This is a genomic window from Micromonospora chalcea (assembly GCF_028768405.1).
GTDB lineage: Bacteria > Actinomycetota > Actinomycetes > Mycobacteriales > Micromonosporaceae > Micromonospora > Micromonospora chalcea.
Window position 1 is genome coordinate 1,929,942 of the sequence record NZ_CP118233.1, and the last position, 22,189, is coordinate 1,952,130.

Sequence of the window (22,189 nt, forward strand, 5' to 3'; positions counted from 1 at the left end):
GCGCGGCCTCGTCGACTAGGAGGAACCCGGATCCGGGTGCCGTCGTGGCTCCCTAGCGTCTTCCCCAGTCGTCCGGCCGGTGACCACCGGCGGATCCGGGACGACGACACGACTCCGAGGGGAGACACCATGATCGGGAAGAGAGCGGCCGGGGTGCTGGCGGCGGGACTGCTCGCCGCCGGGTTCGGGGTGGCGTACGGCCCGCCGGCACAGGCCGCCAGCGGCCACTACGCCATCGTCAACTACGGCAGCGGCAAGTGCCTGGAGGTGGACCGGTCCGGCGCCCCGTCGTCGCTCGGCGGCCGGGTCGTGCAGCGCACCTGTGACGGCCAGGCCGTGCAGCGCTGGTCGCCGGTGGGAAGGGACACCTACACGTTCGTCAACCAGTTCAGCGGCATGTGCGTGGACGTCCGCAACGGGGTGAACGCCGACGGCACGCCGTTGCAGCAGTGGGCCTGCACCGGCACGTCGAGCATGAAGTGGACGGTCGACCCGAACTCGTTCGCGGGGGTGCACCAGATCAAGTCGCAGGTCGGTGGCCGGTGCATGGACGTGCGGAGTGGATCGGACGCCGACGGCGCGACGGTCCAGATCTACCGCTGCACCGGGTTCGGCAACCCGGCCCAGGTCTGGTCGTTCGCGGCGGTCTGACCGGCGCGGATGCGGCCCGTCCCCAGGGGTGAGGGGGACGGGCCGCACGATCGTCAGCGCCAGGTGTCGGTGACGGCCCGGGTGCCGCCGGCCGGCGTGGTGAACGTCCGGTTCGCGCCGGACTCCCAGGTCACCGTCCCGTCCGGGTTCTTCTTGACGTACTTGTACTCGACAGCGGTGTTCGCGGGCAGGTCGACGGTGGCCCGCCAGACCGGGTACGCGGCCGAGGAGAGCGCCACGGCGGCGGCCGGGTTCCAGCCGCCGAGCGCCGGTATGTTGCCGACGACGAACACGTTCTGCCCGTAGGCGGTGGTCGCGGTGACGGAGAACGTGGTGGCCACAGCCGTGGAGACCGTGTCACCGCGGAACGTCTCGGTCACCGCGTACGTGCCGGTGGCCGGCGTGGTGAGCGTCCGGTTGGCGCCGGACTCCCAGGTGACCGCGCCGGCGGCGGTCAGCTTGACGAACTTGTACTCCACCGCGGTGGACCGGGGCAGGTCGACGGTGGCACGGTAGACGCCGCCGCCCTGCGCGGTGAGCTTGACGCCGCTCGCGGGCGTCCACGACCCCAGCGCGGGGATGCTGCCGACGACGCGGACGTCCTGCCCGGCGGCCAGGTTCGCGGTGACGGTGAACGTGGTGGCGATCCGGTCACCCGGGCTCACCGTGGGGGACACGGTCGGCGAGGGCGACACGGTCGGGGAGGCCGACGGGGACGGGCTCGCGCCCGGCCGGGCGTTCATGTGGATCGCGACCGCGTCGTTGGCCGGGAGGGTCACGGTGGCCCGGCCGCCGGACACGGTCACCGTGGAGCCGGTGCAGCCGCTGCCGGTGGCGACGCCGGAGATGACGTCGCAGTACCGGCCATCGGCGAGCCCGGTGGTGAAGGTGGCGGTGGTGGCGGAGCCGGAGTCGTTGATGCCGATCCACGCCCGGTCGCCCCGGTGGAAGCCGATCACGTTGCTGTTCACCGTGGTGAAGTCCGAGACGGTCTTCACCGGGCGGGCGGTGTTGGCCCAGCCGACCATGCCCTTGACGCCGGTGGTGCGGCTCAGGCAGGTCCAGGCGGCGCCGCAGACCGTGTCGGTGACCCGTCCGGTGCCGTCGTGCGGCGGGGACTGGTTGCGGTTGGACCAGGTGAAGCTGTCGTAGACCGACGGCTTGCCGTGCGGGTAGGCCAGCGCGAAGTAGTTGGCCAGCACGTAGTCGGTGCCGTTCTTGTACGACAGCACCACGCCGTCGCGCTCCAGGTCGTGGTTGGTGACCATGGCGAAGACGTTGGCGCCGGGCGCGTCGAGGTTCCAGTTCGGCACGTTGGCCAGCGCCGAGATGGAGCCCTGGAACGCCGAGCGGATGCCCTTGGCGTACGCGAAGTCGAGCACGTCGCCGTTGGCGATGTACGCGCGGGCCTGCAGCGCGGAGTTGCTCGCCCCGTCGAAGATCTCCTGCGCGACGTACGGGCGCCGGCCCTCGACGACCGTGTTGTTCAGCTTGCCGAGGATGGCCGCGAAGTCGTCCTTGCGGATGTGCTTGACCGCGTCGACCCGGAAGCCGTCGACGCCGAGCCCGATCAGGTCGTTGAGGTACGCGGCGATCTTGTTCCGGACCGCTTCCTTCTCGGTGTACAGGTCCGACAGCGACAGCAGCTCGCAGCTGGTCACCTGGGCCTCGTTGTTCCAGTCGTTGATGGCGCCGCCGGTCGGGCAGTTGTCGCCGGGACGGTGGAAGTCGCCGTCGCCGTACGGCACGGCCGGGTAGCTGTAGCCGGAGAACTCGGTGCCGGCGTAGCCGCGCGTACCGGCCGGGTTGTTGGTGCCGGCCATGTGGTTGACCACCGCATCGACGTAGACGCGCACACCGGCGTTGTGGCAGGCGGTGACCATCGCGGCGAACTGCTGGCGGTTGCCGAACCGGCTGTCCAGCTTGTACGACACCGGCTGGTACACCTCGTACCACGGGTAGGCGCCGTCGGCGCTGGCGGGCAGCTTCACCGACTCCTGCGGCGGTGCCACCTGCACCGCGCCGTAGCCGGCCGGTCCGAGGTGGTCGGTGCAGGCGGCGGCGACCGAGGTCCAGTTCCATTCCCAGAGGTTGGCGGTCACCTCGCTGTCGTTGAGTACGACGGCGGCGCGGGCGGGTGCGGCGGTGGTGGTGGCAGCCGCGACGGCAACCGTGCCGCCCGCCGCGACGAGCGCGGCGGCGAGCAGCAGGCGACCGGCGCGGCCACGGGGGTGTGGCCTGACGGAAAGCATGGTTGGGGGACCTCTTCCGTGGGTTCGAAAGGGTGAGCGGGGGGTGGGGCGGCCGTCCCGGGTAGCGAACACGATGCGCCATCCATGAAACTCTTTGCAAGAGCTTGCGGCAAAGTTTTCGAAACCCGCAGGCAACACGAGCGGGGTCAGATCCCCGACCACCAGCGGCGATCCACGCTGGACCGAGCGATCCGGCGCTCGACCGGGATCCCGACGCTCGGGACGAAACAAACCGCTTCGCGGGACGACCGCAACTTCTGAGCAGATTTTCCAACGCTTGCGGGCCGGGTGTGCGCCGCTGATCCCCGACACCCGCCGGACACGGGACGAGCCCCGGTCCGTCGCGGCGCGACGGACCGGGGCTCGCTCGGAGACGGCGGATCAGGCCAGGTCGAAGCGGTCCAGCTCCATGACCTTCGTCCAGGCGGCGACGAAGTCACGCACGAACTTCTCCCGCGCGTCGTCGCTGGCGTAGACCTCGGCGAGGGCCCGCAGCTGCGAGTTGGAGCCGAAGATCAGGTCGACCGCGGTGGCGGTCCACTTGACCTGGTCGGTGGCCAGGTCCCGGATCTCGTACACGTGCTCCTCGGACTCCGACGCCTTCCACCGGGTGCCCGGGGAGAGCAGGTTGACGAAGAAGTCGTTGGTGAGCACGCCGGGCCGGTCGGTGAGCACGCCGTGCGACGCGCCGCCGACGTTGTTGCCGAGCGCGCGCAGACCGCCGACCAGCACGGTCATCTCCGGCGCGGTCAGGTTCAGCATGTACGCCCGGTCGACGAGCAGCACCTCCGGCTGGGTCTTCTCGCCCGGCCGCAGGTAGTTGCGGAACCCGTCGGCGCGCGGCTCCATCACCCGGAACGACTCGACGTCGGTCTGCTCCTGGGTGGCGTCGGTACGCCCCGGGTGGAACGGCACGGTCAGCTCGACGCCAGCGTCGCGCGCCGCCTGCTCGACAGCGGCCGAGCCGGCCAGCACGATCAGGTCGGCGAGGGAGATCTGGGCGCCGCCGGCGGCGTTGAACTCCTGCTGGATGCCCTCCAGCGTGGCCAGCACGGTGGCGAGCTGCTCGGGCTGGTTGACCTCCCAGTTGCGCTGCGGCTCCAGGCGGATCCGCGCGCCGTTGGCGCCACCGCGCTTGTCGGTGGAGCGGTAGCTCGCGGCCGAGGCCCAGGCGGTGGAGACCAGCTGGGCGGTGGTGAGACCGGACTCCAGCACCTTCGCCTTGAGCGCGGCGACGTCGGCGTCGTTCACCAGCTCGTGCGCGACGGCCGGCACCGGGTCCTGCCAGAGCTGGGCCTCCGGCACCCACGGGCCGAGGAAGCGGCTGACCGGGCCCATGTCACGGTGCAGCAGCTTGTACCAGGCCTTGGCGAACGCCAGCGCGAACTCGTCCGGGTTCTCCAGGAACCGGCGGGAGATCTTCTCGTACGCCGGGTCGACGCGCAGCGACAGGTCGGTCGTCAGCATCGTCGGCTTGTGCTTCTTCGACGGGTCGTGGGCGTCCGGGATGATCGCCTCGGCGTCCTTGGCGACCCACTGCTTGGCGCCACCCGGGCTGGTGGTCAGCTCCCACTCGTAGCCGAAGAGGATCTCGAAGAACCGGTTGGACCACTGCGTCGGCTTGTCGGTCCACGTCACCTCGAGACCGCTGGTGATCGTGTCGCCGCCCTTGCCCTCGCCGTACGTGCTGAGCCAGCCCAGACCCTGCGCCTCCAGCGGCGCGGCCTCCGGCTCGGGGCCGACGTGCTGGTCGGCGGGGCCCGCGCCGTGGGTCTTGCCGAACGTGTGGCCGCCGGCGATCAGCGCGACGGTCTCCTCGTCGTTCATCGCCATCCGGCGGAACGTCTCGCGGATGAAGTGCGCCGCCGCGAGCGGGTCGGCGTTGCCGCGCGGGCCCTCCGGGTTGACGTAGATCAGACCCATCTCGGTCGCGCCGACGCCGGCCACCATCTCCTTCTCGGAGGCGTAGCGCTCGTCGCCGAGCCAGGCGTCCTCGGGGCCCCAGAAGATCTCCTCCGGCTCCCAGACGTCCTCACGGCCGAAGCCGAAGCCGAAGGTCTTGAAGCCCATCGACTCCAGCGCGACGTTGCCGGCGAGCACCAGCAGGTCGGCCCAGGAGATCTTCTGGCCGTACTTCTGCTTGACCGGCCAGAGCAGCCGGCGGGCCTTGTCCAGGTTGGCGTTGTCCGGCCAGCTGTTCAGCGGGGCGAACCGCTGACCGCCGTCGCCGGCGCCACCGCGGCCGTCCTCGATGCGGTAGGTGCCCGCGGCGTGCCAGCTCATCCGGATCATCAGGCCGCCGTAGTGGCCGAAGTCGGCCGGCCACCAGTCCTGCGAGGTGGTGAGGACCTCGGTGATGTCCCGCTTGAGCGCCTCGACGTCGAGCTTGGCGAACTCCCGGGCGTAGCTGAACTCCGGGCCGAGCGGGTTGCCCTTGTCCGAGTGGGCGTGCAGCACCGACAGGTCGAGCTGGTTGGGCCACCAGTCACGGTTGCTGCGCGGACGACCGCCGGTCTTCGGGGTCGGCGAGTCGATCGCCGGGTTCTCGCTCTCGCTGCCGTGCGCGGTCACGGAGTCGTGCGCGACCGGGCAGCCGGCCGCCTCCTTCGCGTCCACGCCCTGCGGGCTGACGGGCCGGTTGTCCTGGGTGTCGCTCATCTGTTTCCTTCCGAACTGGCGGATCACTGGGCGGTGCGGTCGGCCGCGCAGCCGGGGCAGGCGCCCCAGTAGACGACCTCCGCCTCGTCCACCACGAAACCGTGGTCGTCGGAGGCGGTGAGACAGGGGGCGCTGCCGACGGCACACTCGACGTCGGCGATGGCGCCGCAGGAACGGCACACGACGTGATGGTGGTTGTCTCCCACCCGAGACTCGTAGCGGGCCGTGGCGCCGGCCGGCTGGATGCGCCGGATCAGCCCGGCGTCGGTGAGGGCCCGCAGCACATCGTAGACCGCCTGGTGGGACACGGTGGGCTGCTCCGCCCGGACCAGCGCGATCACGGTGTCGGTGTCGACGTGCGGGTGGTCGCGCAACGCCGCGAGCACCGCCAGCCGGGGCCGGGTCACCCGCAACGAGACCGCCCGGAGCTGCGTCTCGAAGTCGGCCGTCATGCGACGACCTTAGCCCGGTCTTTTGGAATGAATCAAGTTTCTGCCCAGGTGTGTCGGCCGCCACCGCGGCCGTCCGCGCACACGAAAACGGGGGTGGCGCGCCAGGCGCGGCACCCTCCCCGGAAGAGGGTTCAGGCGGCTGAGCAACTCGCGGTGGGCGTGTTGCTGTTGCCGTTCTTGTAGAGCGTGATGCCGAAGTTGTTGCCGTTGCCGTTGGGACGCGCGGTGAGCGTGCCGCTGGTGCCGCTGACCGAGGCGTTCCAGCTGTTCTGCAGGCTCTGGCCGCCCTGGGTCTGGATGCTGACGACCCAGTTGCTGGTGCCGCTGACCGAGAAGGTCACGTTGAACCGGTCGCCCCACTCCTCGGCCCGGCTGACACTGACCGTGCAGCCACCGTTGTTCGGCGGCGGGGTGGTCGGGTTACCGCTGGTCCCGCCGATCGTGATGTTGGAGTTGCCGCTGCTCTGGTAGCCCTCGGTGGCGAGGATCTGGTAGTCGTGCGAACCGAGGTTCATGCCGTAGCGGGACCAGGCGTCGAAGTGGTTGCCGGCGGTGATGGTGCCGCCCACGCGCTTCGACTGCCGGACGCTCCAGTACTGGTAGAACGTCCGCGTGCCCTCGATCGAGGGGGCGTTGACCCGCTGGGTGCGGTAGATGTCGTACGTGCCGCCGTCGGAGGACACCGAGCCCATGTAGCCGCTGCCCGGCGGGCGCCAGCTGCCCCAGCTGTCGACGATGTAGTACTCGACGAGCGGGTTGCGGGTCCACCCGTAGAGCGTCAGGTACGCGTTGCCGGACGGGTTGAAGCTGCCGGAGTAGCTGACCGTGCGGCGGCCGCCCGGGTTCCAGCCCTTGCCGGCGACGAAGTTGTTGATGTTGCTCCACTGGGTGCTGTACTGACCACCGTTGCCCATGGTCATGGAGACGTTGCCACTGTCTTTCCAGAAGGAATAGAAGTAGCCGTTGTTGGTGCCGGTCGAGTTCGACGTGACGGTGGTGTCGGCGTAGGCCGGGCCGGACGTGACCGCCGTCGTCCCGGCGGCGATCAGCGCCACGGCACAGGCGCCGCCGAAGAGCATCCGGAGGCGTCCGCGCCTGCGGTTGCCCGTGCGGACGGGGGCGTCGTTCATGGACGGGTTTCCTCCCTGTGACCGGCTGGCGCGGCCAGCCGGGTGGCACGAGCCGCATGTGGCCGTCCGCTGGTGGACGGCGGGACGGGCGACTGCGCGCCACGGCGGTGGACGGACATCGACGTCAATCGAGATACGCCGATGGCCACAGTATTGGAGGCTCATTTCTCCGTGTCAACAAGTTCCGGAAATGTTGTGGAAACCCGAAGTGGCACAAATAGGGCGTAGCGCTGCCGGGTGAGGCTGTCGCAGCCCTGCCGGAGGTCTCTTGAACGAGCCGAGTAAGCGATGGTGACCGGAAGTTTCGGCGGCTTTCCGGATCAAGGCCGGGCCCGCGCCGGGCACCGCTACCCGGTCGAGCCCAGCATCACCCCGAACACGCCGCAGCAGGCCAGCCCGCCGACGACGAGCGTGACGAGGGCGACCGAGTAGTTCGACCACAGGCCGAACCGCGTCACGTCGGTGCCGTACCCGTCGTGCACCCGGTTGCGCCAACCGCCGAAGCGGAACACCAGGTGGTGGGCGGCTCCCGGCTGGACCATGAGCGACGTGGTCATCAGCGGGACGCCCATGAAGTCGGTGTAGCGGACGTCGTGCCCGCCGGCCGGGACGGCGACGTGCCACGTGCCCTCGCCCGGGATCGCGACCAGCTGGCGGTCGATCTTGAAGCGGCTGGTGACCGGCGCGGGAATCATGTACGGCCCCCGGTTCACCGAGACCACGAGCACTCCGCAGCCCGGCGGCGGGGCGATCGGGTGCGGGTAGGCGATCAGCGGGACGACGCCGTGCATCGGCGGGTACGGCTGCGAGGGGAGGTAGGACACGGCCAGATTCTGGCACGGCCGCGCCAGGTGTCGATCTCCCCCGCTCAGCCGGCGCCGGGCGCCGCGGCGCCGGCGAGCAGGCGCTGTCGCATCAGGAACTTGCGGACCTTGCCGGTGGGTCCCATGACCACGTCGCCGTCCGGCACGGTCACCACCCGGCGCAGCGTCGCGGCCACCGCGGGGCCCAGCGCGGCCCGGACCCGGTCGGTGCGGTCGCGCGCCGGATCCGCGTCCTCGGCGAGCAGGAGCAGCACGTCGGTGACGGTCGTGCCGTCCTCGGCCGCCGCCGCGACCACAGTGCAGTCACGGACGTCCGGGCAGTGCCGCAGGACGCGCTCCTCGGACAGCGCGGTGTACAGCCAGGTCCCGCCGCCCAGGTCGACCGCGTCGCTGGCCCGGTCGACGTGGTGGTAGTCGCCGGCCTCGTCGCGGTACATCAGGTCGCCGGTGAGGTAGTAACCGCCCAGCCGGGTGCGGTACGTGGTGACCGAGTCGTTCCAGTACCCGAGCGCCAGCGTCGGCGACTTCAGGCCGACGTGCCCCACCTGCCCCGGCGCTACCTCCTCACCGGTCTCCACGTCGAGCAGCGCGATCTCGGCGAACGGGTACGGCTTGCCGACACAGCGGTCGTACCGGTCGCTGCCCAGCCGGTGGGTGATCCGGAACGCGCCGTGCCCCATCTCGGTGGAGCCGAGCATGTCGACGAACTTCGAGCCGGGGGCGTCCACCATGCCGTCGCGGGTGTACGTGGGATGGCTGCCGACCGCGACCAGCCGGCGTACGTGCGACTCGTGCGCGCAGTCTCCGGTGTTGAACCAGTTGCGCACCGAGCTGAGGTCGCGGGTGGTGAGGTCGACCCGGGCCAGCTCGGACCAGGTCACCGCGAAGCCGAAGACGCCGGTGGGGCGCCACCGTTCGATCGCGGAGAGGATCGTCTCGGCGCTGCGCGCGAACGGGCCGCCCTGCGCGGACAGGCACAGCAACTGGTAGCCGTTGCAGAGCGCCTGGTTGAGCGTGATGATGCCGGCGGCGTGCGCGGCCGGCAGCGCGGACATCTCCCGCACCTCGCCGTACGGCCGGGACTCGGTGAGCCGGACCGCGCGGATCGCGGCGAACAGGCCGTGGTGCGAGTGGACGATCGCCGCCGGCACCCGGGTGGTGCCCGAGGAGTGGGTGATGACCACCGGGTCCTGCGGGTGGTGCCGGTGGTGCGGCGGGGCCTGCGCCGGGTCGCCCGCGCCGGTCTGCGCCGCGTCGCCGAGGACCGGCGCGCCGAGGTCGTGCCCGGCCAGGGCGGCGTGGTCGGAGTCGACCACCACCCCGGCGGCGCGCAGCCGCCGCACGAACTCGGCCGCCAGCTCGATCGGCATGTTGCCGTTCATCAGCGCCGGGATCGCGCCGAGCCAGGTCAGCGCCAGGAAGTTGAGGAACACGTCCGGCGCCGAGGTCACGTACACCGCGATCGGGTCGGCCCGGCGGACGCCGCGCGCCCGGAACCACGCCGCCCGCGCCGCGACCCGCTCGGTCAGGGTGGCCAGCGACAGCGGCGTCCAGGCGGGGATGCCGTCGACGTCGACGTCGAACGTCACCCGGGGCATGTCCATGTCGGCGCCGTGCTCGGCCAGCCGGAGCAGCACGTTGCCCGCGCCCAGCTCCATGTCGGCCGCCAGCGTCGCGCGGAAGTTGTCGGCACCCAAACGAGTCGCCTCCTCAGCTGACACACGTCACGGCCGCGCCGGCGGCGTACCGGCCGCCGGGCGGGGACACGATCAGGCTAGAGCGCCCGCCACGCTGAGACAATGCTCGATGTACGCTCGGTCAGGAGACGTCGCGGTTGAACAGGCGCGACGACCAGAACAGGCTCGCCGCGGCCAGCCCGGACATGATGAGCGCGCCCTGCCAGACCACGCTCTGGGTGATCTGGCCGGCGAACAGCGCCCGCATGCCGTCGGTGGCCCAGGCGAACGGGTTCCACACCGCGACCCGCTGGATCCACATCGGCGCCAGCACGAGCGGGATGAGCACGCCGGCCAGCAGCGACACCGGCTGCCCGACGGTGTTCACCAGCACGCCGAGGCTGTTCTCGTTGCGGACCAGCAACGCGATGTCGTACGAGATCGAGGTGCTCAGCAGCACCATCACCGACAGCAGCGCGTACGACACCAGCAGGTTCGCCAGGTGCACCCGCAGGCCGAACGGCAGCGCCACGAGCGTGACCACCATGGCCTGCACCACGTTGAGGCACACGTGCATCAGCGCCCGGCCCAGCAGCAGGCCGGTCCGGCTCACCGGCGTCACCCGGCACCTGTCGATGATGCCCGCGCGCAGCGCGCTGAGCAGCCCGTAACCGGCGAACAGGCCGCCGAACAGGCCCATCGCCACGAACAGGCCGGGTACGTAGATGCGGTACGCGTCGGCGTAGGTCGAGGCGCCCCGGTCGACCATCACCACCTTGAGGAACGGCGCGAAGAGGATCAGGTAGGTGATCGGCTGGGCCAGGCTGAACGCCACCATCACCGGGTTGCGCACCATCAGGCCGGCCTCCTGCTGGAAGATCAGCCAGGTGTCGCGGACGAGCTTCACGCCGTACTCCTCTCGGCGTCCGGTCACTCGGCGAGCGACCGGCCGGTCTTGGCCAGGAACACGTCGTCGAGGCTGGGCCGGCGGGCCTCGATCGCGCCGGGCTCGATGCCCCGGTCGTAGAGCGCCCGCATGACCTGCGGGATGGCCGTGGCGGCGCTGTCGACGTAGAGCCGCAGCGTGCCGTCGACCGGCTCGGCCGCGTGCACGTACGGCGCCTCGGCCAGCAGCTTCGTCGCGGCCGGCAGGTCGCCGCCGGTCTCGTCCGCGACGTCGGCGGCGGCGAAGTCGACGGCGACCACGTCGCCGGAGATCTCGCGCTTGAGCGCCGACGGGGTGCCCTCGGCCACGATCCGCCCGGCGTCGATGATCGAGACGCGGTCGCAGAGGCTGTCGGCCTCGTCCAGGTAGTGCGTGGTGAGGAAGATGGTCATGCCCTCCTCGCGCAGCCGCCGTACCTCCTGCCACATCCGGACCCGGCTGGGCGGGTCGAGCCCCGCCGTCGGCTCGTCCAGGAACATCACCTGCGGCGAGTGGATGACGCCGAGCGCGACGTCGAGGCGGCGGCGCTGCCCGCCCGAGTACGTCTTGATCTTGCGGTCGGCGAAGTCGTCGAGCTGGAACGCGCGGATCGCCCCGGCGGCCAGCTCCTGCGCCACCGACTTGGACAGCCCGTGCATCCGGGCCTGGAGGACCAGGTCCCGCCGGGCGGTCGAGTCGTCGTAGGTGCCGCTGGCCTGCGCCACGAAGCCGATCCGCCGCCGCACCTGCGCGGGCGAGCGCAGCAGGTCGACCCCGGCGATGGTGGCCGCTCCCCCGCTGGGCCGGATCAGCGTGGCGAGCATCCGCAGCGTGGTGGACTTGCCCGCGCCGTTCGGGCCGAGGAATCCGACGATCTCGCCGCGCCGGACCGCGAAGTCGACGCCGCGTACCGCCTCGACAGTGGTGGCGCCGCGGCCACGTCCGACCCGGAAGGACTTGCGTAGGCCGGTGGCCTCGATCATCGAGCCTCCTCGTGCGGCGCGACGCCGGCGCGGGTGCGTCAGGTCAGGCTAGTTCGGCCCCGACGGTTGGACAACGGTCGATGCGTCAGTGTCGGGAGCCGTGCGTGCCAACACGGCGAGACGTGCCGCCGCCGCGCGGGCGCCGCCGGCCGCCGCGAACGACTCCCCCACCCGGCGCGCTCCCGCCCGGTACGCGGGTTCGTCGAGCACCGCGCTCAGCGCGGCGGTCAGCTCCGCCGGGGTCGCGGAGCCGAAGGAGACCTCCAGTCCGGCGCCGGCCCGGCGCACCTGCCGCGCCACCGCCGGATGGTCGTGCCGGATCGGCGCGACCACCACCGGCACACCGTGGGCCAGCGCCTCGGACACGGTGCCCAGCCCGCCGTGCGACACGAGGGCGTCGAGCCGGGGCATCAGCTCGAGCACCGGCACCCGGGGCGCGACGAGCACGTACGGCGGCGGGTCGGGCACCAGTCCGGCGCCGGCGGTGAGGATCACCTGGACCCGGTCGGCGAGCGGCGCGGTCGCCGCCGTCATCCGCCGGTAGAAGTCGGCGGCGAGGTGCTCGGCCATCGTGCCGACCGTGACCAGCACGTGCCGGCGGCCGGGATCCCACGCCTCCCAGGCGAACGCGGGCGCGTTCGGCCGCCGTCCCAGCGCCGGCCCGGTGAGCACGCAGCCCGGCGGCAGCGGCGCCGGGCCGGTGAGCGCCGTCGTGGTCAGGCCGATCACGAGGTACGGCGAGAAGCGCAGGTCGATCGTCTCGTCCACGGGCAGGTCGGTCATCGCCCACACGCGGCGGACCTGGGCGTCCACCCAGCCGGTGAACTCGGGCATCTCCTCGGTCGGCGGTGTCAGCTCCAGCATGCCGACGCAGAACGTCGCCCACGGCAGCCCGCGGCGGTGCGCGGCGAGCGCGCCGGCCAGCGCGTACTGGTCGGCCACCACCACGTCCGGCCGGTACCGCTCGACGGCGGCGTCGGCGGCGTCGCGGATGAACCGGTTCGCGGGCAGCACGTGCCCCTCCCAGAGGCTGCGCACCGAGGCCATCCCGGCCGCGTCGTCGGGGCGGTAGTAGCGCTTGCCGGTGGGGAACAGCGTGGCGTCCGGGCCGACCAGCGGGCGCAGATCGCTGCGCGGCCCGACCCAGGCCACCTCGTGCCCGGCCGCCTCCAGTTCCTGGGCGATGGCGACCGGCGCGTTCAGATGGGACTCCACCGGCAGGACGACGAACAGGAAGCGAGCCACGTCGATATGATCGCACGCGCGTTGACATCCATCGGCGTCACTGATCTGATCCGTGTCGTGACGGTTCGCGCATGACGGCCATCGAGGCCGTCTCGGTGTTCCTGCCGCAGCGCCGGGTGCCGGTCGAGAGCCTGGCCGCGCCACTGGGCCTGAGCGACATGCAGGTGCGCCTGTTCCGCCGCTTCCACGGCCTGACCGAGGTCCGCCGCGACCCCGGGCTGTCCCTGACCGACCTGCTGCTGCGCGCCGCGCACGGCCTCACCGCGCTGCACACGCTGCGGCGGCGGGTGCGGTTCGTGGTGTACGGGCGGGCCTTCCCGGTGGTCACCCCCTACCCGGTCAACCCGCTGCACGAGGTGTGCCGCGCGCTCGGGCTGGGCCACGCGCTCGCGTTCACGCTCACCCAGCAGTCCTGCGCCAGCGCGCTCGCCGCGATCGACGTGGCCGGGCGGCTGCTCGCGTCCGAACCGGACACGCCGGACGGCCCGCCGCTGGCGCTGGTGCTGACCGGCGAGAAGGCGTTCACCCGTGACGCCCAGTTCATCCCGGAGACGTCGGTGTTCAGCGAGGGCGCCTCGGCCTGCCTGCTCAGCGCCGGTGGCGGCCGGGACCGGCTGCTCGCGTACGCCTGCCACCAGCGGGGCGAGTTCGACGTGGCCGGCGGCGAGTCCCCGGCGCGGTTCCAGCGGGCGTACCGGCCGGCGCTGGCCGAGGTGATCGGCCGGGCGCTGGAGCGGTCCGGCACGACGCTGTCCGAGCTGCGGCTGGTGCTGCCGCACAACGTGAACCTGATGACCTGGAAGCGGCTGTGCCGGCTGATCGGGCTGCCGCTGGACCGGGTGCTGCTGGACAACGTCACCGAGACCGGGCACGTGTTCTGCGCCGACGCGTTCGTCAACTACCGCACCGCCCGGCAGCGCGACCTGCTCCGGCCCGGTGACCGCTATCTGGTCGCGGCGGTGGGCGCCGGGGACGGCGCGACGTTCGCCGCCATGGTCTTCGAGCACTGAGCGGCGGAGGCCACCATGGAGACCGGACTCCGCCTGCTGCGGGCCGCGCGGCGCACGTTCACCGGTCCGGCCGCGCTGCTCGGCGACCCCGTGCTGCGCGAGCGCGCCGCCGGCTACCTGGCCGACCTGACCCGGCCGTACGGGCTGCGTGTGCCCGCCGGCCTGTTCGACGCGCCCGCGGCGGCGCTGGGCCAGTCGTACGGGGAGATGGCCGCCGAGCTGATCCCCGCCGTCGTGCCGCCGGAGGAGCCGGTGGACCTGCTCGTGCTGGCGTTCGCCGTGCACGACATGCTGCCCGGGCGGGCCACCGCGGCGTACCTCAGTCACGTCTGCCCGGGCACGCCGATGTCGTTCGCGCTCTGCGACCAGGGTTCGGCGGCGGCGTTCACCGGGCTGCGGATCGCCCGCGCGTACGGGTGCCGCCGCGCCCTGGTGCTCACCGTCGAGCAGGCGGTGCTGCCGTACGACGCGGCGGTGCCCGTACCGGCGCGCCACCGGGCCGTGGCCATGCTCTACGACGCGCTCGCCGACGACGGCGCGACCGGCGGCGACAGCGATGGTGCGGCCGGCGGTCCCGAGCTGATCGGGCTCGGCGGCGGCGCGCGGGTGACCGCGCTGCGCCAGCACGTGGACGTCGACGCCGGCGACGTGGCCGCGCTCGCGGCGGCCGAGGTGGGCGAGCTGACGGCCGGACGTACCGATGTCGCGGTCGTGCTCGGCGCGGACCTGGCCGCCGTGTGGCCCGGCCACGGCGGCGCCGCGGTGACGACCGGGCCGCGCAGGCAGCCGTCCACCGGGGTCTGGTGGGCGCTGCTGGACCGTCTCGCCGGGGACGCGGCGCGGCCCCGGCCGGTGGTGGTGGCCGACTACGAGCCCGGCCTGAACTACCTGAGCGTGGTCGCGCTGGCGCCGGCCGGCCGGTCAGAGCCCGTCGGCGAGCGCCGCGCGGACGAACGCGAGCAGCCGCTCGTTCGCCTCCGGGGAACCGACGGTGATCCGGACCCCGGCGCCGGGTAGCGCCATGACCAGGATGCCGGTCTCCCGGGCCCGGTCGGCGAACGGCACGGCCCGCTCTCCCAGCGGTAGCCACACGAAGTTGGCCTCGCTGGGCGCCACGGTGAGCCCGAGGCCGCGCAGCGCGCCGACCAGGCGGGTACGCTCCGCCACCAGCTCCGTGCACCGCCGGGTCAGCTCCGCGTCCACCTCCGGCGTCAGGCTCGCCACCGCCGCCGCCTGGGCGAGCGCGGAGGGGAAGAACACCGCCCCGGTGAGCGCGGCGGCCCGGGTGAGCCGGGGCGGCACGACGGCGTACCCGACGCGCAGCGCGGCCAGCCCGTACGCCTTGGAGAACGTGCGCAGCACGCAGACGTTGTCGTACGCCCGGTACAGGTCCATTCCGTCCGGCGAGCGGGGGTCGGTGACGAACTCGCGGTACGCCTCGTCCACGATGACCGGCACGTCGGCCGGGATCCGGTCCAGGAACGCCTCGACGTCGTCGCGGCGCAGCGCCGCCCCGGTCGGGTTGTTCGGGTTGCACAGCAGCACGCAGCGGGTCCGCTCGGTCACCGCGTCCGCCATCGCGGGCAGGTCGTGGCCGTACCCGTCCATCGGCACCGGCACGGCGCGGGCCCCGGCGTTGCCGATGATCAGCGGGTAGCCCTCGAACGACAGGGCCGGGTGGACGACGTCCGGCCGGGGCCCGAGGGACTGCACGAGGTGCTGGCACAGTCCGGCCGAGCCGGGGCCGACGAGGATCGCCTCCGGTCCGACGCCGAGCCGCCGGGACAGCGCGGCCACGAGCGCCGCCGACGTGCGGTCCGGGTAGCGCTGCAGCGTCGCGGCGGCGTCGGCGACCACCCGCCGCACCCCCGGCAGCGGCGGGTAGGGGGTCTCGTTCATGGACAGGTCGGCCGGCGGGTGCGTCCCGACGGCGGTGCCAGGCGTCATGGTCGCTCACTTTCCGACGGGACCGGCGGGGTGTGCGCTCGCCGGTCGGCCAGGAGCCCGAGCTGGTACATCCGGTCGACCGCGGACAGCGGCCGGACGTCGGTGCCGGAGAGGTTGCCGGCGGTCAGCCCGAGCAGGCGGGGGTTGGCGGCGGTGCGGCGCATCATCCGCGCGCCGAGCAGCTTCGGCAGCCCGGACACCGCGGTGATCATGCGGGAGGCGTTGTGGCTGACCGTCGCGACGTGGTCCAGGCGGGGCCGCCGCGCCGCCTCGAAGGCGAGCAGCGCCCGGTCCACCGCCGCCGGTTCCGGCGCGCCGCCCTCGGCCGCCAGGCAGGCGGCGAGCGTCTCGGCGTCACCGAGGGAGCTGTTGACGCCCTGCGCCGCCATCGGGTGCACCGCGTGGGCGGCCTCGCCGGCGAGCGCGAGCCCCGGCACGGCCAGGCGCGCGCTGCGCAGCCGGTAGACCGCGAGCAGTTGGCGCCGGTCCAGGCTCGCGCGCAACGCCGCGCCCAGCGGGCGGATCGCCGGCACGTCGGCGAGCAGCCGGTCGCACCACGCGCCCAGGTCGACGCGCCCCCGGAACTCGTCCGGCGTCACCTGCGCGTACAGGCGGCACCGCCCGCCCGGCAGCGGGTAGACCAGGCAGAGTCCCCGGCCGGTGCGGTAGGCGGACACCTCCTCGGCCACGTCGGCGCCGGCCACGTCGAAGGCGACCAGGCCGTGCGGGTACTCCTGGCGCCGGACCGCGATCCCGGCGCCGCGGCGCAGCGGCGACGACATGCCGTCGGCGGCGACCACCAGCGGCGCGTGGATCTCCTGCTCGGCGCCGTCGGCGACGAACCGGACGCCGCCGACGCGCCCGTCGCTGTCGCGCAGGACGCCGGTGACCCGCGCTCCCCACCGGATGCGCGCTGCGGGCGGCAGCCGGTCGGTGAGCACGCGGCGCAGGTCGCCGTAGTCGGCGCAGAGGATCTGCCGGTACGCGCCGGGCAGCCCCGCGTAGTCCAGGCAGAGCAACGGCTCGCCGGCCGGGTCGCGGATGGCCAGCCGCCCGACCGGGCGCGCGCCGGTGGCCCGCAGGGCGTCCAGCAGGCCCCAGGAGTCGAGGATGCGTACCGTCTCGGGCTGCAGGATCTCGCCCTTGGCGATCGACGCCGGGGTGCGCTGCCGGTCCAGCACCAGCACCCGCAGGCCGAGCGCGCCGAGCGCGCGGGCGCAGGCCAGGCCGCCGGCGCCCGCGCCGGCCACCACCACGTCGGGGGTCATCGGGTCACCGCCGGCGGCGCCACGTCCGGCCGCGCGGCGGCGGCCCGGCGGTACTCGCCGAGTGCCCGCAGCGCGAGCGCCTGGGTGATCACGGCGTTGGGATAGCGCATGTGGTGGCGGATGTAGTTGCACACCCGGGCCGCCGGCCAGTTCCCGTCCGGCCCGGCGGCGGCGACCAGCCGGGCCACGCCCCGGTCCACCGCCCCGGCGGCGTCCGGGTCGCCGGTGGCGAGCAGACCCTGGACGGCCCAGGACGTCTCCTCGACCGAGCCCGCCGTGCCGTCGCCCGGCCCCCACGAGCCGTCGGGCAACTGGGTGTCGCGCAGCCACCGGGCCGCCCGGCGCACCACCTCGTGCCGGGCGTGCCCGACCCGGGACAGCGCGGCGACCACGACGGCGGTGCCGGAGGTGTGGTCGCGGTACCAGAGGTTCTCGAACGTGCCGTCGGGCGCGGCCCGGGTCAGCAGCCAGGCCGCCGCCCGGGCGATCGCCGGATGGTCGTCCGGGTGGCCGGCGTCGTGCAGCGCGAGGATCGCCTGGCTGGTGATGGCCGGGCACGGACCGTCGTTGGCGAGCCGGGTGTCACGGACCCACAGGCTCCACGAGCCGCGGCTGTCCTGGCGGCCGACCAGCCACGCCAGTCCGTCGCGCAGGACCGGGTCGGCGTCGGCCCCGGGAAAGCCGGCCAGCGCGGAGAGGATCTCGGCGGACTCCAGCGTCACCGGCCAGCCGCGCGCGTTCGAGTAGCTCCATCCGCCCGGCGGCACGTCCAGCACCTCGAACGCCTCCGGTTTGCGGCCGGCGTGGAGGAACTCCCGGGTGGCGCGCAGCCGGGGGTCGTCGGCGTAGCCGGCCGCGATCAGCCCGGTCGCCGCGTACCCGGTCCGGGTCAGGTCCAGGTTGGTGACCGCGTCCCAGGCGCCGTCGGGGCGCACCGCCCGGCGCAGCCAGCCGACGACGGCGCGGGCGATGTCCGGCGCCTCGCCGCTGCGGGCCAGGCCGAGCAGCACCAGCGCGGCCGGCCACGGGTCCTCGCTGAGCGCGCCGGTGCCGCCCTCGTGGTCGTGGATGGACCGCAGCAGCCGCAGCGCCACCGGCCGGGCCCGGCCCAGCGTGGCCCGGCGCAGGCGGCCGGTGGGCAGCAGGTCGGCCTGCATCAGGGCGAGCCCGATGAACGGCGCGGTACGGAACGACAGGCGCTGCCGGCGTACCCGGTCGAACAGGACGATCTCCAGTGGCAGCCGGCGCAGCGGGCCCGCCTCGGCGGTCATCCCGGCCATGGTGAGCAACTGGCGGCAGAGCAAGGAGATGGCCGGGTCGGTGACGGTGTCGACGCCGCCCAGCGCGGCCAGCCGGGTCCGGCCCGCCGCGATCGCCCCGGCGCTGTCGGCCGGCGCGGTCAGGGCCAGCGCCGCGATCGCGACGGCGGTGGGCACGACCTCGGTGCCGGCGCCCACCACGCCGCCCCAGCCGCCGTCGTCGTGCTGCTGCCGGCGCAGCCACGCGGTTCCGGCGCCGACCAGGTCCGCGCAGCCGGACGGGTCGGCGGCGTGCAGCGCGGCCACCGCGCCCGCGGTACCCAGCACCGAGGCGGGCGGGTCGTCGCCGAACGCGCCGTCGGGGCGGCGCCGGCGCAGGAGCGCCTCCGCGCCGGCGGTGACGGCCTTCCCGACGGCCTCGGTGGTCACAGTGGTCATGGCGCGTCCTCCACCGGTACTCGACTGCGGGTGGCGAGGGTCAGGCCCGCGACCGGCGGACCGAGTTCGTGCCGGGCACGCATGGCGCGCTGCGCGACCCAGGTCAGCGCGACCATCGGCAGCGCGAGCGCGAGCTGCACGGCGACGCCGAGGCCCAGCCCGACCGCCGCGGAGGCCAGCGCGACCCGCTCCACCACCAGGACCGAGTGCGCGCGCAGCGCCACCACGACCGGCATGCCGCCGCGCCGGCGCACCAGCGGGGCCAGTGCCACCACGCCGGTCAGCAGGACCACGAGCACGGTGATCAGGTACGCGGTCCGCGCGTCCCGGCCGGCGAGCAGTCCGGCGGCCACGGCGGCGGCGATCGCGACGGCGTAGAGCGCCAGCACGGTCCGCACCGCGAACGGCACGCCCCGCCCCACCGGCAGCGTCCGGTAACCGCCCGCGCGGTCGCCGTCGATGTCGCGCAACGCGCCGACCAGGTTGGACATCGCGTCGTGCGACCAGAACGCGACGACGAGCGCGAGCAGCACCGGCGTCGCCGAGGCGCGGTCCGGGGCGAGGCCGGCGGCGAGCGCGCCGTAGACGAGCGCGACCGCGCCGAGCGCGCCCCGGACCAGGTTTCCGGCGATGCCGCGGGCCTTGAACCACCTGCTGTACGCGACGATGCCGCACCCGGCCAGCAGCGCCGCCGCGGTGGTGCCCCACCCGCCCAGCACGGCCAGGACGCCGAGCAGCGTGAAACAGGCCCAGCCGCACCAGAGCGCGGTGCCCGCGCCGAGGCGCCGGGAGGGGATCGGCCGGTGCGGTTTGCTGCCGGCGTCCAGGTGCCTGTCGAAGTAGTCGCCGAGATAGTGGCCGCCGAGCCAGCCGGCGGTCGGCGCGGCCCAGGCCGACAGCAGCACCCACGGATGGTGCGGGCCGCCGGCCACGGCGGCGCCGGCCAGGCCGACCAGCCCCACGTACCAGAGGGTGTAGGGCCGCCAGGTCTCGACGTGGGCCCGCAGTGCCCGCACGGCGGCGGCCGTGCTCACGCCGTCCCGCTCGTCATCCAGGCCGCGATGCCGGTGAGCACGTCCGCGCCCGCGGACGGGGTGAGCACGGCCAGCTCGGCGCGGGCCCGCTCGGCGTGCCCCACCATCCGCTGGCGGGCGCCGTCGACCGCGCCGACGTCGCGCAGCAGCGCGGCGACCCACTCGACGTCGCCGGGACCGGCGCCGCGCCGGTGCAGCACCGCCAGCAGCTCCACCCGGGTCGCGTCGGTGACCGCGTCGTACGCCAGCAGCAGCGGCAGGGTGGGGCGGCCGTTGTTGAGGTCGCTGGACGCCGGTTTGCCGGTCTGTTCCGGGGTGGCCAGATAGGACAGCAGGTCGTCGCGGATCTGGAAGGCCATCCCGAGGTGCTCGCCGTACCGGGCCAGCGCGGCGGCAACCGGCTGGTCCGCGCCGCCGAGCAGCGCGCCGATCTCGCACACGGCGCGGAACAGCGCGCCGGTCTTGAGCCGGATCATCTCCGGATACCAGCGGGCGCCCGCGTCCAGGTCGCCGACGAGCCGCGCCTCCAGCGCCTGCCCCCGGCACAGGTCCTGTCCCGCCTCGGCCAGCGCGGCCACCGCGGCGACGACCGGGCCGGCGGGGGTGTCCGGAGCGCCCTCCACGACGGCCCGGAAGGCGTGGAAGATCAGGTGGTCGCCGGCCACGATGGCGCCGGGGATGCCGTACGCCACCGGGACCGCGGGGCGGCCGCGGCGCAGCGTGTCGGCGTCGATGATGTCGTCGTGCACGAGCGTCGCGACGTGCAGGTACTCGGTGGCGAGCGCGGCGGCGAGCGCGTCGCGGGGAGATCCGCCGACCGCCTCGGCCGCGTGCAGCGTCATCATCGGGCGCAGCATCTTGCCCGCCGGCAGCAGCGCGTAGCGCACTATCGCGTCGAGCTGGTCGGGTGTCTCGGGCCACCGCCGTCCGAGTTCGGCGCGCAGCAGCCGTCCCGATTCGCTGCGGGCGAGGTCGTCGATGAAGGGCGGATATCGCGTGGAGCCAGCAACCGTCATGACGCGTCGACCCTTTCGCGAGGGATCGGCTAGTCGCCACGCGAGACGTTACCGGCCGCCCTCCCCGCGAACAACCATTGATAAATGCGAGCGGATATGGGTGGCGGCAAATGTCGTGACCGCATTTCTCAGCACATTGACCGATGCCCAGAGAAAACCGCCCTTCCACCCAGGGCCGCCATGTCGATGCATATACGTCAATGATCGGGCGCACGGGACGGCACCGGACAGGTGCGACGCGCCCTCAGGCGCCGGCGGCGAACTCCATGAGCGTGAGCCCGTCGGCGCCGTGGTACGTGCGCCGGGGCGACAGGCCCGCGGCGGCGGCCAGCGCGGCGAACTCGGGCAACCCGCGTTCCCGGCCGCCGACGAGCACCAGCATCCGCAGGTCGTACGCGGACAGGTGCGGCACGTGCGGCACCGTCGGCAGCACCTCGATGACGAGCACCCGGCCGGCCGCTCCGGCCGCCTCGGCGCAGCGCCGCAGGATCGCCGTGGCGTGGGCGTCGCTCCAGTCGGTGAGCGCGCGCGAGACCACGTACACGTCGGCGCCGGGCGGCAGCGGGGCGAAGAAGTCCCCGACCACGGTCTCGACCCGGTCGGCGAGGCCGCACTCGGCGAACGCCGCGGCGGCGGTGGCCACCGGCTCGGGGCGGTCGACGAGCGTGCCCCGCAGGTGCGGATGGGCGCCCAGCACCTCCCGCAGCAGCCCGCCCGCGCCCCCGGCCACGTCCACCACGTGGCCCGCCTCGCGCCAGGGGTAGAGCGCCGCGACCTCCGGCGCGGTGAACCGCTGCTGGCTGAGCATCAGCGCGTCGAAGTAGGCCCGGTGGTCCGGGTGCGCGTCCAGGTCGGCCCAGAAGTCCCGCCCGTGCACCTCGCGGTAGCCGGGCCCGCCGGTGCGGATCGCGTGCGGCAGACCGGCCCAGGCCAGGTCCATCCGCGCGCCGAGGCCGCCGAGGTCCAGATAGGCGCCGAGGCCACCGCCCTCGCGGTCGCAGAGCAGCTCGCCGACGTCGGTCAGGCCGAAGACGTCCGGCGACACCTCGACGAATACGCCCCGGTGCGCGAGGTAGCGCAGCAGGCGGCCCAGCGCGGCGGCGTCGGCCCCGGCGGCGCCGGCCAGCTCGGCCAGGCCGGTGACACCGTCGGCGATCAGGTCCGGCACGCGCAGGGTCACCGCCGTACGGACCGCGAACGGGGTGGCCAGGTCGGTGAGCCGGTCGAGCCGCTCCGCCGCGTCACCCTCGATCGGGGCATCGATCGCCACCCGCGCCTCCTCCACGTCGCGGGCCGGCCTCGCCGCCCCCGCCGGCACCGAATGGTTCCAGGCGTACGCCGGGTGAGTCAACGACGACGGCTGGTGAGGACATTCACTGACGTGGAACAATTCGCGGACCAGCCGTGGCGCGCAGACCGGA

General features: G+C 73.6%; 18 protein-coding genes. 3 read left to right on the plus strand and 15 right to left on the minus strand.

What is annotated here, in order from left to right:
* The first annotated feature begins 129 nt into the window (after nucleotides 1-129).
* Nucleotides 130-651 carry an RICIN domain-containing protein gene (locus PVK74_RS08915; protein ID WP_043323284.1) on the plus strand — a complete coding sequence of 174 codons (522 nt, stop codon included), beginning with the start codon at nucleotides 130-132 and terminating at the stop codon, nucleotides 649-651.
* Between the two features lie 53 nt (nucleotides 652-704).
* On the opposite strand, the gene PVK74_RS08920 is transcribed toward PVK74_RS08915, so the two are convergent.
* From PVK74_RS08920 to PVK74_RS08960, 9 genes are all read right to left on the minus strand, one after another.
* A complete protein-coding gene (locus PVK74_RS08920) occupies nucleotides 705-2,903 on the minus strand; it encodes a carbohydrate-binding module family 20 domain-containing protein (protein ID WP_274478784.1) in 2,199 nt (732 codons plus the stop codon).
* Between the two features lie 381 nt (nucleotides 2,904-3,284).
* Complete coding sequence (gene katG, locus PVK74_RS08925) at nucleotides 3,285-5,561, minus strand: catalase/peroxidase HPI (protein ID WP_113972965.1); 2,277 nt, start codon at nucleotides 5,559-5,561, stop codon at nucleotides 3,285-3,287.
* Between the two features lie 23 nt (nucleotides 5,562-5,584).
* Complete coding sequence (locus PVK74_RS08930) at nucleotides 5,585-6,013, minus strand: Fur family transcriptional regulator (RefSeq protein WP_030499126.1); 429 nt, start codon at nucleotides 6,011-6,013, stop codon at nucleotides 5,585-5,587.
* A 131-nt stretch (nucleotides 6,014-6,144) separates the two neighbouring features.
* Nucleotides 6,145-7,143, minus strand: a complete 999-nt coding sequence (locus PVK74_RS08935) for a glycoside hydrolase family 11 protein (RefSeq protein ID WP_064445607.1) — start codon at nucleotides 7,141-7,143, stop codon at nucleotides 6,145-6,147.
* Between the two features lie 347 nt (nucleotides 7,144-7,490).
* Nucleotides 7,491-7,967 carry a hypothetical protein gene (locus PVK74_RS08940; protein ID WP_274478785.1) on the minus strand — a complete coding sequence of 159 codons (477 nt, stop codon included), beginning with the start codon at nucleotides 7,965-7,967 and terminating at the stop codon, nucleotides 7,491-7,493.
* Between the two features lie 44 nt (nucleotides 7,968-8,011).
* Nucleotides 8,012-9,664 carry a class I adenylate-forming enzyme family protein gene (locus PVK74_RS08945; protein WP_420800518.1) on the minus strand — a complete coding sequence of 551 codons (1,653 nt, stop codon included), beginning with the start codon at nucleotides 9,662-9,664 and terminating at the stop codon, nucleotides 8,012-8,014.
* Nucleotides 9,665-9,785: 121 nt separating this feature from the next.
* Nucleotides 9,786-10,550: an ABC transporter permease gene (locus tag PVK74_RS08950; RefSeq protein ID WP_030499122.1), complete on the minus strand. Its 765-nt coding sequence runs from the start codon at nucleotides 10,548-10,550 to the stop codon at nucleotides 9,786-9,788.
* 23 nt (nucleotides 10,551-10,573) lie between these two features.
* Complete coding sequence (locus PVK74_RS08955; protein WP_210882509.1) at nucleotides 10,574-11,551, minus strand: ATP-binding cassette domain-containing protein; 978 nt, start codon at nucleotides 11,549-11,551, stop codon at nucleotides 10,574-10,576.
* Between the two features lie 48 nt (nucleotides 11,552-11,599).
* Entirely contained in the window at nucleotides 11,600-12,796 is a 1,197-nt protein-coding gene (locus PVK74_RS08960; RefSeq protein ID WP_274478786.1) for a glycosyltransferase, read from the minus strand.
* Between the two features lie 71 nt (nucleotides 12,797-12,867).
* On the opposite strand from PVK74_RS08960, the gene PVK74_RS08965 reads away from it, so the two are divergent.
* Together PVK74_RS08965 and PVK74_RS08970 are read left to right on the plus strand one after the other, a co-directional pair.
* Nucleotides 12,868-13,806, plus strand: coding sequence for a 3-oxoacyl-[acyl-carrier-protein] synthase III C-terminal domain-containing protein (locus PVK74_RS08965; RefSeq protein ID WP_064445604.1), 939 nt, complete (start codon nucleotides 12,868-12,870; stop codon nucleotides 13,804-13,806).
* Between the two features lie 15 nt (nucleotides 13,807-13,821).
* Nucleotides 13,822-14,823 carry a 2-hydroxy-acid oxidase gene (locus PVK74_RS08970; RefSeq protein WP_274478787.1) on the plus strand — a complete coding sequence of 334 codons (1,002 nt, stop codon included), beginning with the start codon at nucleotides 13,822-13,824 and terminating at the stop codon, nucleotides 14,821-14,823.
* Here PVK74_RS08970 and PVK74_RS08975 read toward each other — a convergent pair.
* From PVK74_RS08975 to PVK74_RS09000, 6 genes are all read right to left on the minus strand, one after another.
* The gene (locus PVK74_RS08975; protein ID WP_274478788.1) at nucleotides 14,728-15,753 is read right to left on the minus strand and encodes a histidinol-phosphate transaminase; all 1,026 of its coding nucleotides are present in this window, start codon (nucleotides 15,751-15,753) and stop codon (nucleotides 14,728-14,730) included. The two genes, PVK74_RS08970 and PVK74_RS08975, sit on opposite strands and share 96 nt — an antisense overlap.
* Nucleotides 15,750-17,021, minus strand: a complete 1,272-nt coding sequence (locus tag PVK74_RS08980) for an FAD-dependent oxidoreductase (protein ID WP_274478789.1) — start codon at nucleotides 17,019-17,021, stop codon at nucleotides 15,750-15,752. The genes PVK74_RS08975 and PVK74_RS08980 overlap by 4 nt, the downstream gene beginning before the upstream one ends.
* Nucleotides 17,018-18,718 carry a prenyltransferase/squalene oxidase repeat-containing protein gene (locus PVK74_RS08985; RefSeq protein WP_274478790.1) on the minus strand — a complete coding sequence of 567 codons (1,701 nt, stop codon included), beginning with the start codon at nucleotides 18,716-18,718 and terminating at the stop codon, nucleotides 17,018-17,020. Before PVK74_RS08985 ends, PVK74_RS08980 begins: the two co-directional genes overlap by 4 nt.
* Entirely contained in the window at nucleotides 18,715-19,752 is a 1,038-nt protein-coding gene (locus PVK74_RS08990) for a UbiA family prenyltransferase (protein WP_064445599.1), read from the minus strand. Before PVK74_RS08990 ends, PVK74_RS08985 begins: the two co-directional genes overlap by 4 nt.
* Complete coding sequence (locus PVK74_RS08995) at nucleotides 19,749-20,768, minus strand: polyprenyl synthetase family protein (RefSeq protein WP_210882484.1); 1,020 nt, start codon at nucleotides 20,766-20,768, stop codon at nucleotides 19,749-19,751. The genes PVK74_RS08990 and PVK74_RS08995 overlap by 4 nt, the downstream gene beginning before the upstream one ends.
* Nucleotides 20,769-21,012: 244 nt before the next feature.
* Nucleotides 21,013-22,038 carry a methyltransferase gene (locus tag PVK74_RS09000; protein WP_274478791.1) on the minus strand — a complete coding sequence of 342 codons (1,026 nt, stop codon included), beginning with the start codon at nucleotides 22,036-22,038 and terminating at the stop codon, nucleotides 21,013-21,015.
* Nucleotides 22,039-22,189 lie beyond the last annotated feature (151 nt).